At 38.4% G+C, this 14,211-nt stretch carries 12 protein-coding genes; 2 read left to right on the top strand and 10 right to left on the bottom strand.

What is annotated here, in order from left to right; genetic code table 11:
* Positions 1–6: 6 nt before the first annotated feature.
* The 6 genes from AC4BHP_RS00920 to AC4BHP_RS00895 form a co-directional block, all read right to left on the bottom strand.
* Positions 7–2,202 (bottom strand): RelA/SpoT family protein, encoded by a 2,196-nt coding sequence (locus AC4BHP_RS00920; protein WP_066105445.1) that lies wholly within the window; start codon positions 2,200–2,202, stop codon positions 7–9.
* A 215-nt stretch (positions 2,203–2,417) separates the two neighbouring features.
* Positions 2,418–2,930, bottom strand: a complete 513-nt coding sequence (locus AC4BHP_RS00915; RefSeq protein WP_066105448.1) for an adenine phosphoribosyltransferase — start codon at positions 2,928–2,930, stop codon at positions 2,418–2,420.
* The gene (gene recJ / locus AC4BHP_RS00910; protein WP_490551091.1) at positions 2,921–5,290 is read right to left on the bottom strand and encodes a single-stranded-DNA-specific exonuclease RecJ; all 2,370 of its coding nucleotides are present in this window, start codon (positions 5,288–5,290) and stop codon (positions 2,921–2,923) included. Before recJ ends, AC4BHP_RS00915 begins: the two co-directional genes overlap by 10 nt.
* A 67-nt stretch (positions 5,291–5,357) precedes the next feature.
* Positions 5,358–5,648: a LapA family protein gene (locus AC4BHP_RS00905; RefSeq protein WP_066105454.1), complete on the bottom strand. Its 291-nt coding sequence runs from the start codon at positions 5,646–5,648 to the stop codon at positions 5,358–5,360.
* Between the two features lie 262 nt (positions 5,649–5,910).
* On the bottom strand, positions 5,911–8,178 hold the full coding sequence (secDF, locus tag AC4BHP_RS00900) for a protein translocase subunit SecDF (RefSeq protein WP_066105457.1): 2,268 nt from the start codon (positions 8,176–8,178) through the stop codon (positions 5,911–5,913).
* A 236-nt stretch (positions 8,179–8,414) separates the two neighbouring features.
* Positions 8,415–8,723, bottom strand: a complete 309-nt coding sequence (locus AC4BHP_RS00895) for a post-transcriptional regulator (RefSeq protein ID WP_139063839.1) — start codon at positions 8,721–8,723, stop codon at positions 8,415–8,417.
* Positions 8,724–8,854: 131 nt separating this feature from the next.
* On the opposite strand from AC4BHP_RS00895, the gene spoVB reads away from it, so the two are divergent.
* Positions 8,855–10,420, top strand: coding sequence for a stage V sporulation protein B (spoVB, locus tag AC4BHP_RS00890; RefSeq protein WP_066105462.1), 1,566 nt, complete (start codon positions 8,855–8,857; stop codon positions 10,418–10,420).
* 7 nt (positions 10,421–10,427) lie between these two features.
* Here spoVB and AC4BHP_RS00885 read toward each other — a convergent pair whose 3' ends face one another.
* On the bottom strand, positions 10,428–11,078 hold the full coding sequence (locus AC4BHP_RS00885) for a DUF421 domain-containing protein (RefSeq protein ID WP_066105465.1): 651 nt from the start codon (positions 11,076–11,078) through the stop codon (positions 10,428–10,430).
* A gap of 148 nt (positions 11,079–11,226) precedes the next feature.
* On the opposite strand from AC4BHP_RS00885, the gene AC4BHP_RS00880 reads away from it, so the two are divergent.
* Entirely contained in the window at positions 11,227–11,619 is a 393-nt protein-coding gene (locus AC4BHP_RS00880; RefSeq protein WP_306821561.1) for a TIGR04086 family membrane protein, read from the top strand.
* Between the two features lie 33 nt (positions 11,620–11,652).
* Here the strand turns inward: AC4BHP_RS00880 and yajC are convergent, their stop codons facing one another.
* The 3 genes from yajC to queA are packed head-to-tail and all read right to left on the bottom strand — an operon-like array spanning position 11,653 to position 14,172.
* The gene (yajC, locus tag AC4BHP_RS00875; protein ID WP_066105468.1) at positions 11,653–11,943 is read right to left on the bottom strand and encodes a preprotein translocase subunit YajC; all 291 of its coding nucleotides are present in this window, start codon (positions 11,941–11,943) and stop codon (positions 11,653–11,655) included.
* A 37-nt stretch (positions 11,944–11,980) separates the two neighbouring features.
* Entirely contained in the window at positions 11,981–13,120 is a 1,140-nt protein-coding gene (tgt, locus tag AC4BHP_RS00870; protein ID WP_139892612.1) for a tRNA guanosine(34) transglycosylase Tgt, read from the bottom strand.
* A gap of 23 nt (positions 13,121–13,143) precedes the next feature.
* On the bottom strand, positions 13,144–14,172 hold the full coding sequence (gene queA, locus AC4BHP_RS00865; RefSeq protein ID WP_066105476.1) for a tRNA preQ1(34) S-adenosylmethionine ribosyltransferase-isomerase QueA: 1,029 nt from the start codon (positions 14,170–14,172) through the stop codon (positions 13,144–13,146).
* Between the last annotated feature and the right edge of the window lie 39 nt (positions 14,173–14,211).

The following is a 14,211-nucleotide window of genomic DNA, read 5'->3' as shown; positions in this document are numbered from 1 at the left end:
TTACCCCTAACTCATAATTCTTCTGACAGAATAAATATCGGAAATTTGCTTAATCCGTTCAACTACTTTATGCAAATGACTTACATTATAAATTGATATAGACATGGTAATTGTCGCACTTTTGTTCCTGTCTGTACGACCTGATACAGCCGTGATATTGGTCTTCGTTTCACTAACAGCTTGAAGCACTTCATTTAACAAGCCGTTCCGGTCAAATCCATTTATTTCGATATCAACATTGTATTCTTTTCGAACGCTCTGACTGCTTTCCCATTCTACCGGGATAATCCGTTCTTTACTTTCTTCATCCAATACATTGACACAGTCTGCCCGATGGACCGAAACACCGCGTCCTTTTGTAATGTACCCAACTATTTCATCACCAGGAACAGGATTACAGCAGCGTGATAATCTGATTAACATATTGTCAATCCCTTTTACACGGACCCCGGAATCCTTCTTCTTCGTTTTCGGAATCATACGCAACTCAGAGACTGCATCAAGCAAGCTTACTTCCTGATCTTTTTCTCTCTTTTTACGAAGCTTATCTGTTAACCTTGTCGCAATTTGAGCAGCTGTTATTCCGTTGTAGCCCACTGCTGCATACATATCATCTTCATTGGCAAAATTGAATTTTTCAGCGACTTTCCTCAGGTTCTCAGTAGTACAAACTTCTTTCACATCATATTCCATTGCCTTGACTTCTTTATCAACTAATTCTTTGCCTTTTTCTATATTTTCTTCTCTGCGTTGCTTTTTAAAGAATTGTCGTATTTTATTTCGCGCTTGTGAAGTTTTTGCCAGCTTCAGCCAATCCTGACTTGGGCCATAGGAATGTTTAGATGTTAATATTTCAATAATATCGCCGGTTTTCAGCACATAATCAAGCGTAACCATTTTGCCGTTTACTTTAGCGCCAATCGTTTTATTGCCGATTTCTGAGTGGACGCGGTAGGCAAAATCAATCGGTACAGATCCTTTTGGCAGCTCATACACATCACCTTTTGGTGAAAAAACAAATACCATATCCGCAAATAAATCCAGTTTGAGAGATTCCATAAATTCCTCTGCATTGGTAGAGGCATCCTGGAATTCAACAATCTCTCTGAACCAATCCAGCTTTTTATCCATTCGTTGTGTCGATGTTAGATCTTTGCCTTCTTTATAAGCCCAGTGTGCCGCAATCCCGAATTCAGCTGTTCGGTGCATTTCTGTCGTACGAATCTGTACTTCCAAAGGTTCACCCTTTGGACCAATAATGGTCGTATGAAGAGATTGATACATATTTGCTTTCGGCATAGCTATATAATCCTTGAAACGACCAGGCATTGGCTTCCAGCATGTATGAATGATACCAAGAACTGCATAGCAATCTTTAATACTATTTACAATAATACGGACTGCCGTTAAATCATAAATCTCTTCAAACTGTTTATTTTGAAGAGCCATTTTCCGATAGATACTGTATATATGCTTTGGTCGTCCAAATATATCAGCCTGAATAGAAACTTCCTTCAGCTTTTCCTTCATTCGGTCGGTGACATCTGATAGATACTCTTCTCGCTCCGCCCTCTTCTTTTTCATCAAATTTACAATTCGATAATATTGCTGAGGATTTAAATAGCGGAGAGCTGTATCTTCAAGTTCCCATTTAATCGTTGAAATACCGAGTCTATGCGCAAGCGGTGCAAATATTTCGAGCGTTTCATTCGCAATCCTACGCTGTTTTTCAACAGGTAAATGCTTCAGAGTACGCATATTATGCAGCCTGTCAGCTAATTTAATCATGATTACACGAATATCCTTAGCCATTGCGATAAACATTTTACGGTGATTCTCAGCTTGCTGCTCTTCCTTTGACTTATATTTAATTTTTCCCAGCTTTGTTACACCGTCAACCAAAAGGGCTACTTCTTCGTTAAAGGTTTCCTTAATGTCTTCCAGTGTTACGGAAGTATCTTCTACAACGTCATGCAAAAATCCGCCCGCTACTGTAAATGTATCCATCTCTAAGCCCGCCAGGATGGCAGCAACTTGAATTGGATGGATAATATACGGCTCACCGGATTTACGATATTGCTCCTTGTGAGCTTCTTTGGCGAATTCATACGCTTTTTCTAAGAATGCCACATCTTTATCATTCATATAGTTTCTTGCTTTATCAAAGACCTGCTCAGCGGTATAAATTTGCTCATTTGCCATGAAATCACCTTTTACTCCGTATTTCCACGTTTTTTGCTTATCGTTATCTATGTTAAACCATATAGGTTAATCGTTAAAAAGAGGATTGTTTCTATTATCATCAAAAAAAGTTTTCTTGTAAAGTAACGAACAAGATTTAATCTGTTGTTTCGCTATTATTCGCAATTTGATAATATAAAAAGCGCTCTAATAATTAGAACGCCATTACTATATGCTTAATATTCCATTAATGTGAGTATATCATAGCCGGCAAGTTTTTTCCTGCCCTCAAGGTACGTTAACTCAACTAAAAAAGCTAATCCTGCTACAACTCCGCCAAGCTCTTCAACCAATTTAATAGTCGCTTCCATTGTTCCGCCTGTAGCCAATAGGTCATCAGTAATCAATACTCTCTGACCTGGTTTGATTGCATCTTTATGAATGGTTAACACATCTTTACCGTATTCCAAACCGTATTCAACTTTAAAGGTTTCTCTAGGCAGCTTGCCTTCTTTACGCACTGGCGCAAAGCCAACTTCCATTGCATAAGCTACAGGGCAGCCGATAATGAATCCACGTGCTTCCGGTCCTACAATAATATCAATTTCTTTCTCTTTAGCAAACTTTACAATTTGATCTGTTGCATATTTATATGCCTTCCCGTTATCCATAAGTGGGGTAATATCTTTAAATTTAATCCCTGGCTTAGGCCAATCTTCTACGATCGCTATATATTGTTTTAAATCCATTGCTCAGTTTCCTCCTTGTTTTCCATGTGGGATCGAATCAACTTGCCAAGGTATTCATAAAGCTGATTGAATGAAGCGTATAGAAGCTCTTGTTCCAACGCCATTCTTGCTTGTCTTTCTTGATAGGTTTTAGATTCTTGGAGATCCCGTTTCATACTGGTCCTTACCAAATCAATGAGTCCGTTATTTATTGTAACAAACTCGAGCTCAAAAAACACCTTTGTCATAAAATCAATATTTTCTTTTGACCAGCCTTTATGAATATTCAGCATGGAACGCAGTTCTTTATATGAAATAGGTCCTTTTTTTGCCAACAAGGCATAATACCATTTAAATTGGTCTCTTGTTGGAAACGCTGAGAAATAATCATTTTGAGTGGTACGAAAGTAAACATACACTCTTTTAGGCAATTTTCCAATAAAAAGTGCTTCAAATATATCTTTTTGTGAAGGTAAATCTGCTAAAACTACATGATAGCCGTCTAAAGTTTCCTGTTGAGCTGCTTCTAAAGAGGTAATATGGATAATTTGATCATTCTCTTTAGTAAATTCCGTCAGCCACACCCTACTCTCTTCCTGAAATAAGATGATTTTGCGTGGAGACGGCACTGTCTGAACATGTATTTTCCCCTTATCGCTGCGACAATCAAATAACTGCCACCCTGGTACAGAAAGATCCTGTAAAAACAATTGGGGCTTTTTTATATTATTCCATTCATTTATCGCCAATTCCCCAATTACAGATACCTTGGCCTGCGGAGATAAATGATCAAGGAACTCTCCTAATCCAAACCCAATGCTATCTAACCCAGCGTCATTTTGTTCGAGCTGAAGTTTAAGATGAGTTTTATCTGCCCCAATTTTCCTGGAAGTTGTTATTGAGGCATCCTCAATCAAAATCCTCGGTTTTGGGTTTTGCATCCCGTACGGTGCAAGCTGGGACATTTGCTGAATAAGCGTTAATGAAATTTCATCAATCGCAACTAAGCTATCTATCTCAGTAACAGGCTGGAAATCTTCTTCTGTTAGAATTTCATTAGCCTGATTGATCAATCGTTGTCTCAATTCCTCAACATCTTCTATTTTCAATGTCATACCAGCAGCCATAGGATGGCCCCCAAAATGAGGCAGCAGTTCTCTGTTTAAAGATAAGTTTTGAAAAAGATCAAATCCTGGAATACTGCGTGCAGATCCCTTTGCTGTTCCTTTCTCACGATCAATACTTAATACGATCGTCGGACGATAATACTTTTCTACAAGCTTACTGGCTACAATCCCTACTACACCAGTATTCCATCCTTCACGGGCAATAATTAGGACCGGATTGGTTTCAGGTGGATAGTTATTCTCCACTTCCTCAATCGCTTCCTGGGTCATTTCTTTTACGATTGATTGCCGCTCTTTATTCAATAAATCTATTTCGTCGGCTATCGAATCAGCTTCTTCCTGACTTTCTGTAAGTAAAAGCTCTACAGCTGGATCTGCCGATTCCAATCTTCCTACAGCATTTATTCTCGGTGCCAATCCAAATCCAATGGAATCCTCATTTAAGGAATCGCGCTGAATACCTGCTTTTTGACAAAGGGCAAGGATTCCCGGTCTCGTTGATTTCTTTAATGCCTGAATCCCTTTAATCGTAATTAATCTATTTTCATCATGAAGAGGAACCAAGTCAGCTACTGTTCCAATTGCAGCAATGCCAATCAACTCATCAGGCAACTCACCAAGTAAAGCATGGGCCAATTTCATTGCCACACCTGCACCTGCCAACTCTGAAAACGGATAAGTTTCACCCGGCTTTTTGGGATGAAGGATAGCTAATGCCTGCGGTAACTCAGGACCCGGTTCATGATGGTCCGTCACAATATAATCCATTCCCAATTCTTTCGCCACTTGAGCCTCATGAATGGCCGAAATGCCACAGTCTACTGTGATAAGTAACGTAGTTCCCTGTTCTTTTATGAATCGAAAAGCCTCTTCATTTGGGCCATAGCCTTCTGTAAAGCGATTTGGAATATACCATGACACATGTTCTGCTCCCATTATTTTAAGCGTGAGCATTAAGATGGTCGTACTGCTGACCCCATCGGCATCATAGTCTCCGAATATAGTAATCTTTTCGTTGTTTTTTACAGCTTTCACAATCCGTCTCACAGCTTCTTCCATACCTGATAGTAAAAACGGATCATAGAAATCCTGCTGGGCTGCATACAAAAAAGACCGCGCTTCTTCTACGGTCTTTATTCCTCTGTTGACCAATAATGTAGCCACAATACGAGGCTGTTCAAGTTCTTGCATGAATAGATTTATAATGGTTTCATCAGCTTTTTTTAAAAGCCAACGTGTTTTTGATTGTAACATATTGTCACCCCTGACCTATCTATTATAAAAAATATCTATCAAAGGTTCAATGAGTGATTCTAAATATTTATGATTTTGGGTGAGTGTTAAGATCATTGTCAGCCAATTCATTATAAGCGATCCGTTCATTTGTTAGTTCTTTTATCTGCTTAGTCAGAGAGATAATACGGACTGCCATTACAGAACCAACAATGATTCCACCCATGGCAACAGATCCTAAAATAACCAAAATCAAGGGCCAATGAGCCGTTCCAAATACATAATTAACATCCACCTTATCCACATTAACAACAGCAAAAATAGCAACGATAAGAGCAAATACTATCCCAAGAATCACGTACCACTGAAGTTTTTTCATATTCCTACTCCTTTATAAAGTATTATGAAAAATTTTAATAAATCATGTATATAGTCTTAATCCCCTTATCTTACAAAGAAAAAACGTACTCCATGTTTGTTAGTCTATTGTTTACCTTTACTAGATCTTGCATACACAGCAAAAAAAGCACACAAAATAATCAGTTATAACACATAAAGTCTTTTTGTGAACTGGTGTAAGCTACCATAAAAACAGCCCGCTTCTCAAGAAAAAGAACCGGGCTGTTTTGTATGAAACATCATTAAACTTGTGGTTGATCGTTGTTTACGCGCTTTTCTTTATATGTTTTGATAACACCTTTCTTCTTCAGCTCTTTGCCTTTTAGGATTCCATAAATAGGGGCTGCAAGCAGAATAGAAGAATACATACCAGTTACCAAACCGATTAATAGAGCAAGGTTAAAATTAAAGATTGATTCGCTTCCAAGGAACATCATCGCCAACACAGTAACTAACACAGTTAGAACAGTATTGATAGACCTGACCATTGTTTGGCGAACACTGATATTGATAATCTCATTAATTTCTTCCTGAGTCTTAATGCGTTTTTTCATTTGCATATTCTCACGAATACGGTCAAACGTAACGATTGTATCATTGATCGAATACCCAATGATGGTTAATACAGCGGCTATAAAGGTTAAATCCACTTCGATTCTAAAAATACTAAATATCGTTATTATCATAAACGCATCGTGCAGGAGCGCCAATATAGAAGGTAGAGCCATTCTCCACTCAAAGCGTAGGGTCGCATAAATAACAATACCAATTGAAGCAATCGCTACCGCAATCAGCGCATTTTTGGCTAACTCCTTACCTATTGTCGGGGATACCGTACTTATATTCGGATTATGCCCATACTTGGAATCAAAGTAATTGTTTAGCTCTGCAATTTCATCTTTTGAAAAGACATCTTTCGTCCGCACAACAGCCGACTTGTTACCCTCACCTGCCATAACGATATCTTGCGAATCAATTTCGTTTTCAGTAAGATCTTTTTGGATTTCATCTACTGATAGTTCTTTATCAGCATTGATTTGAATTCTGGACCCACTGGAAAAATCGATACCTGTATTTAAACCATTTACAAATAAGGATCCTACTCCAATTATGGTTAATATAATAGAAAAGATAAAGAATTTCTTTGCAGGCTTAATGAAATCCCATTTATCAAACTTCGTAGGTAAATATTTATCCTTTTTAAATTCGTTTAAATCATGAATGTCGCTTTTCTTAACCCCAAACCAGCCTGGGCGATTGTTAAGGAAGTTACTGTTCACCCATAAGGACATAATCAATCTTGTACCATACACAGCCGTTATAAAGCTGACTAATATACTGACAATCAAACTGGTCGCAAAGCCTTTGACTGAACTGGTTCCAAAATAAAACAGAACAGCTGCTGCAAGTAAAGTGGTAATATTGGCATCCATTATTGTAGACAAGGAGTGCTTATTCCCCTCTTTATAGGCTGCCTTAATGGAACGTCCTTTACGAATTTCGTCCCGGATCCGTTCATTTGTAATAATGTTCGCATCGACCGCCATCCCCACCCCAAGTATGAGGGCTGCTATACCTGGCAATGTAAGAACAGCATTCATCCAATCAAATACGAGAATGATTAAATAAATATAGGCAGACAATGAGACAACTGCAATCGCGCCTGGGAATCGGTAATAAGCAACCATAAAGATAAAGATAGCCAGGATCCCAACAATTCCAGCTAATAGCGTTTTATTTAATGCTTCTTCACCGAATTTAGCACCTACAGATGTTGAATAGATCTCATTCAGTTTAACCGGCAGGGCACCTGCATTTAAAATTTCAGCGAGGTCTTTAGCCTCTTCTACAGTAAAGTCACCTGAAATAACGGCTGTATCTGAATTGATCACTTGATTCACGTTTGGTGCTGAAATAAATTTAGGATCTTCTTTTGTGATTTCTTCTTTATAGGAATCTTTTCCTTCTTCAAAATCCAGCCAAATAGCTAGTTGATTCTCTGGCGCCATGGCTAAAATATCCCTTGTAACTTGTCCAAATTTATCTGCATCTTTTAATTGGACCTGTACAATAGGTTGATTGGTTTGGCTATCAAAAGATTGGCTGGCTCCTCCTTCTTTTAAATCCCCGCCATCCATTCTTACTTTATCGTTCACATCACGGAAAGTTAGATTGGCTTGCGTTGATAGAAGTTCCCTTGCTTTCTCCTGATCATCTACGCCTGCTAGCTGTACACGGATCCGATTATTGCCTTCAACTTGAATGCTCGGTTCACTGACACCGAGAACATTAATTCTTCGGTCCAATGCGCTTGCAGTAGCCGCCATTGCTTTTTCATCAATTTTTTGTCCATCTTTTGCTGGCTCCACTTTATAAAGAACTTCAAACCCGCCCTGTAAATCAAGGCCCAGCTTAATGTTTTGCATGATATTAGATGTTGTACCAACAAAGGTAACTCCTAATACGATTACAATAAGGAAGAAAGCCAGGATTCTACTTCTCTTAACCATTATGTAAATAGCCCCCTAATCATAATATCCCGATTGAAGCAGCATGGAAGGACGCTACTTTAATAAAACGTGATTATCCGATTTACTCGGTTCCTATGTTTTATTCCAGTTGTTTCAATCTTTTAAAATTTGATTTTACCGTTCTTATTATGAAAGATAGAATACAAAGTGTCAATTTGATTTCATATGAATTGGAAATTAATGCATGGATATATACCGCTTATATTTCTATAAAATCATGAAAATAAATCTTTGAATTCTTCAAGCCCTGAAGCCATATTTTTCTTCATAGCCTCACCTTCTTTTAATGCCTCTATTGTCGCATAATTCATATAATGTGCCACTTTGACACTCATAATATCTTGAAAAATTTCATATGCCCTTATTTCAGGATTAGGTTTCTTCCATTTTTTATTCGTTAAATACATCCAAATATCGTTTCCCTGAACCTCCGGATAACCTAACAATTGAAATTCTTCTTGTTTACTTTTTAAAGCTGGTAACATTTCTGAACGAAATTTCTCATACGGATGCTGTCTGTCCAATTTAATCGTCCTCCAACCCTCATTTTTCATAGATATTCACTTTTTCTGTGAAGCTTGTCATGGTTAGTCCATTTGCATGCATATAGATAATTGTATATGATTGCTGCTTGTTTGAGAAGGAGGGGAATTGAATGTCCAAGTTTATAAGGGGAACTGTTATCTTATTGATTGCAGGATTCATTACGAAGATCTTAGGATTTATTAATCGAATTGTGATTGCCCGCTTTATCGGTGAAGAGGGCGTCGGTCTATATATGATGGCATTGCCATCATTATATCTAGTGATTGCAATCGTTCAGCTTGGAATGCCCATTGCAATCTCAAAATTTGTGGCAGAGGCAGCAGCAAAAGGGGATCATCATAAAACAAAGAAAATACTGGTTGTGTCCTTATGTGTGACCGGAAGTCTTTCTCTAATTTTCACCCCATTACTATTTATGTTTGCTCCATACTTATCAACTCATGTATTCACAGACTCCAGAACTTTACTGCCTTTATTGGCGATTGCACCAATTGTACCAATAACGGCTGTTTCAGCTGTCTTGCGCGGATACTTTCAAGGGAAACAAAATATGAAGCCCTATGCGATTTCAAATATTATTGAACAAATTGTACGTATTTCAATGATAGCCGCATTGACGAAAGCCTTTTTGCCCTATGGAATTGAATATGCAGCTGCCGGTGCCATGGTAGCCTCAGTCATTGGAGAAATTGCCTCTTTGCTATATTTAATGTTGATGTTTAAATTTAAAAAGAGTTTCAGAATGAGAAAACAATTTTTCAACTATGTTTCATCTGGTAAAGATACATTAAAGGAGCTTTTATCCATTGCCATTCCTACTACAGGAAGCAGGATGATCGGATCTATTACTTGGTTTTTTGAACCGATTGTTGTGGCAAGGAGTCTTTTGGCAGCAGGGGTTGCGACTGGCGTCGCTACTGCACAATATGGTGAACTGGCAGGGTATGCCGTACCATTACTTATGCTTCCTTCCTTTATCACCCATTCACTGGGTACATCATTAGTCCCTGCTGTCAGTGAAGCCTATTATAAAGGAAATATCAAACAAGTGATTCACCGGCTGCAGCAGTCGCTCCGATTTGCTTTTTTAAGTGGCTCCCTAGCCGTGGTCACTCTATATGTACTTGCTGAACCAGTCATGCAGGTCATGTATCATAATGACCATGCCAGCATATATGTACGATTTATGGCACCCTTTTTTCTGCTCTTCTTTTTTCAAGGTCCTCTTCAGGCTACGTTGCAGGCTCTTAATATGGCCAGAGCGGCTATGTTTAACAGTCTAATTGGATCAATAACAAAAATCATCTTAATCCTCACACTCGTAACACAGCCGAATATCGGGATTATGGGAGCTGCTATTGCCATCTGTGTATCTACTGTGCTTGTTACTCTTTTACATTTCGCTACTGTTATGAAGAAAATCCACTTAACCATTTACTTGCATGAATACATCATGGCTCTTGTCGTCATGTCCATCTCCGGATTAATCGGACACATGCTCTATGAACAATGGTTAATCGGAATCCCTATGATTCAGCGTTTGATTATTTCGATAGCCGTTATCGTAATTGTTTTCGCAATCGGTTGTTTATTGACAGGCTTAATACGAAAAAAGGAAATCAGGAGAGTTCCTATTATTGGCCCTCTATTATCCAAGATTGCATTATTTCCATAACAATGAACTACTCACTGTTATTAATATATAGGTCGTCATCTTCTAAACTGCAAAACAGAATTTGTTTTACGTCTGTATAACCTTTTTTAGCTAATTCCTGAATTAGCCAGCTCTCTGATTTTCCAATCTCTCTAAGATTTTGCTTTTGTATCACTCCATCTTGAATGAGAGCAAAGATTGGACCTGGCTGTTTATTTTTTTTAATTGATTTTTTCTTGTAAATCGATAATTTCCCGGAAGGCTCAAAAATGGCAAATTCAACATCACTCATTTTTTCTACTTCTTCATCGCGTAACTGTATAAGCAAATCATCAAAATTATAACGCAGCATTCTCATTGCATTTTTGTCAATTTTTCCATTATGTATAATAATAGATGGCTTTCCATCAATCAGTTTGCGGATGAATGGCACTTTAAGTGATATAAAGGCAAGTATAATTTGAATAATGGATATGACTGCTATCGGCAAAATCGCTTTCCACATACTATCATCAGGATTTTCAATAGCTATAACAGCTATATCCGCCATCATCATAAAAACGACTAAATCTAGAAGACTTAGCTCTCCTATTTCCCGTTTCCCCATGATCCGAAAAACCAACAAAATAATAACATATAAAAGGCTAGTACGCCCTATAATTTCCAAATATTCAAGCAACCTATATTCCCTCCAATCAAATACATCTGTTAGTTTGCTGTTAAATAGAAAAAAATAGTCATTTGATTGACTGGTTGTACAAAAATACATTCTAAATAAAAATAAACAGAATAAATTATTTATAGAGATCCAATAGAAGATAAGGAGGTTGACCATAATCGAAACAAAAAACATAGGTTCTGCCATTTTGTACGGAGTTGTAACCATCTTTATTATGGCTGCTTTGTTCAGCTTATTATTTTCTTTGCTACTTAGATTCACCAGCATTTCTGAATCTTCTCTAACGTATATCATCATGGCTCTCTCTTTTTTAACTTTGTTTATTGGGGGATTTATATCCGGTGGAAAGGGGAAAAAACAAGGATGGCTGCTCGGAGGCAGTACAGGCCTAATCTATACTTTAATTGTTTTCCTCTATCAATATCTGGGGCTTGAGACCGTATTTACATCCACGCAGCTAATCTATAATGGCTGTTTTATTATCACGGCTATGATGGGTGGAGTACTGGGGGTAAATATGAATGGCGGATCACGAAACTAAAAAAACCTAGCCATTCGGCTAGGTTTTTTCATATTAATCTTCTTTTGTTGTTGTTACTGGACTTTCTTTTTTCTCAACTACTTGAGAAACAGATCTTCTATCAAATGTTAGACGAGAACCGTCTGGACTCTTGATAATTACTGTACCTTCATTAATAGAATCAACAGTTCCGTGAAGACCGCCGATCGTCACGACTTTATCTCCTCTTTGTAAGGCAGCTTGCATTTGTTCAGTTGCTTTTTGTCTCTTTTGCTGAGGACGGATTAAGATAAAGTAGAAAAACACCAACAGCAAAATCGGTAGCAAAAATTGGGATAATACCATATTATTTTCACTCCTTTCATTACATTAGTAAGAATGGTTAGAAGTTTTTTGCATTTGGTTTATTGAACCCATAATTCTCAAAAAATTCTTCCCTAAAGTCTCCAAGCCGGTCTTCCCTGATGGCTTGTCGAACTTGCTCCATTAAGTTTAGCAGAAAATATAGATTATGATAAGAGGTTAAGCGAATTCCGAATGTTTCGTCACATCTAATAAGGTGGCGAATATACGCTCTTGAATATGTTTTACAAACATGACAGTCACAATTCGGATCCAATGGACCAAAATCCATAGAATATTTGGCATTCTTAACGACTAGTCTTCCTTCAGAAGTCATCAGTGTACCGTTACGGGCAATTCTCGTTGGCAATACGCAGTCAAACATATCAACTCCACGGATTGCTCCATCAATTAGGGAGTCCGGAGAACCAACACCCATTAAATAACGTGGTTTATTGGACGGCAATAACGGAGTAGTGAATTCAAGAGCACGATTCATGACATCCTTCGGCTCCCCTACACTTAATCCGCCAATAGCATATCCCGGAAAATCCAAAGATACTAAATCGCTGGCACTTTGGCGGCGAAGATCTTCATATTCTCCACCCTGTACGATTCCAAATAGCCCTTGATCATTTGGTCTTTCATGCGCATTCAGACAGCGCTCTGCCCATCTGGATGTTCTCTCAACGGATTTTTTCATATATTCATGTGTTGCTGGATATGGAGGGCATTCATCAAATGCCATCATAATGTCAGATCCTAAAATATTTTGGATTTCCATAGCCTTTTCAGGAGATAAAAATAATTTATCACCGTTTAAATGGTTACGGAAATGCACGCCCTCTTCTTCAATTTTTCTGAATTGACTCAGACTGAAAACCTGGAAACCGCCGGAATCAGTTAAAATTGCACGATCCCAGTTCATAAATTTGTGTAACCCACCTGCAGCCTTAATGACCTCTGTACCTGGTCGCAGCCACAAATGATACGTATTGCCTAATATAATATTGGCACCCATTTGTTTCAATTCTTCTGGTGACATCGTTTTAACTGTAGCCAAAGTTCCTACAGGCATAAACGCGGGTGTTTCAAAAGTTCCATGAGGTGTATGAACCCGTCCCAGTCGGGCTCCTGTCTGTTTACATGTTTTAATTAATTCATAACGGATTGCTGTCAATCGTGATACTCCTCTCAAAAATCTTACTTAATAAACATTGCGTCGCCAAAGCTGAAAAATCTATATTTTTCACGAACGGCAGTATTATATGCATTTAATACATGTTCACGCCCAGCAAGAGCGCTAATCAACATAATCAACGTGGACTTAGGAAGATGGAAATTCGTAATCATTCCATCAATAGCTTTAAATTCAAATCCAGGATAGATAAAAATATTAGTCCATCCACTTGCCTCAGCAAAGCTTCCATTGTGATCGCGGGCAATCGTTTCAAGAGTACGTGTGGAGGTAGTTCCCACCGAGAATATATTACCACCCTCTGCTCTAACCCGATTTAATAGCTGAGCTGTTTCAGCATTCATTTGATAAAACTCAGAATGCATATCATGCCCTTCAATTGTATCGGATGAGACAGGTCGGAAGGTTCCAAGTCCAACATGAAGCGTGATAAAAGCTAAATGTACACCCATTTCTTTAATCTCTGCAAGCAGTTCTTCCGTAAAATGCAGTCCGGCTGTAGGGGCAGCTGCTGAACCTTCTTCCCGTGCATATACAGTTTGATAGCGGTCTTTGTCCGATAACCGCTCTTTAATATACGGAGGCAAAGGCATTTCGCCAAGTTCCTCTAATACTTCATAAAAGATTCCGTCATATTTAAATTCAAATTCCCTGCCGCCATGCTCCATCTCTTTTACACAAACAGCTGTAAGCTGGCCGTCACCAAACACAACCTCTGTTCCAACGCGAATACGTTTCGCTGGTTTGGCAAGCGTTTCCCATACGTCCCCTTTAATTTGCTTCAAAAGAAGAAGCTCTATATGAGCACCTGTATCCTTCTTCTCGCCGTGCAACCTGGCCGGCAATACCTTTGTATCGTTTAGAACGAGGCAATCTCCAGGTTTCAAGAATTCTTTAATATGCTTAAATTGCGTATGATTCACATCACCTGTCTCTTTATCAAGGACCATCAATCTGCTTTCTTCGCGTTTTTCAAGCGGAGTTTGCGCAATTAATTCCTCAGGCAGATGAAAATCAAATAAATCTACTTTCATGGTGACACTTCCATTTCTTTAACTAGTAATCATGCAGCA

The sequence above is a fragment of the Pradoshia sp. Z4_20 genome, from assembly GCF_058216035.1.
This window is presented reverse-complemented; position numbering and strand designations above follow the sequence as displayed.

Coding starts and splice junctions, on each gene's coding strand:
- recJ (WP_490551091.1), bottom strand. CDS start 5,290: ATGTTACAATCAAAAACACGTTGGCTTTTAAAAAAAGCTGATGAAACC.
- AC4BHP_RS00920 (WP_066105445.1), bottom strand. CDS start 2,202: ATGGCAAATGAGCAAATTTATACCGCTGAGCAGGTCTTTGATAAAGCA.
- spoVB (WP_066105462.1), top strand. CDS start 8,855: ATGTCCAAGTTTATAAGGGGAACTGTTATCTTATTGATTGCAGGATTC.
- AC4BHP_RS00915 (WP_066105448.1), bottom strand. CDS start 2,930: ATGGATTTAAAACAATATATAGCGATCGTAGAAGATTGGCCTAAGCCA.
- queA (WP_066105476.1), bottom strand. CDS start 14,172: ATGAAAGTAGATTTATTTGATTTTCATCTGCCTGAGGAATTAATTGCG.
- secDF (WP_066105457.1), bottom strand. CDS start 8,178: ATGGTTAAGAGAAGTAGAATCCTGGCTTTCTTCCTTATTGTAATCGTA.
- yajC (WP_066105468.1), bottom strand. CDS start 11,943: ATGGTATTATCCCAATTTTTGCTACCGATTTTGCTGTTGGTGTTTTTC.
- AC4BHP_RS00905 (WP_066105454.1), bottom strand. CDS start 5,648: ATGAAAAAACTTCAGTGGTACGTGATTCTTGGGATAGTATTTGCTCTT.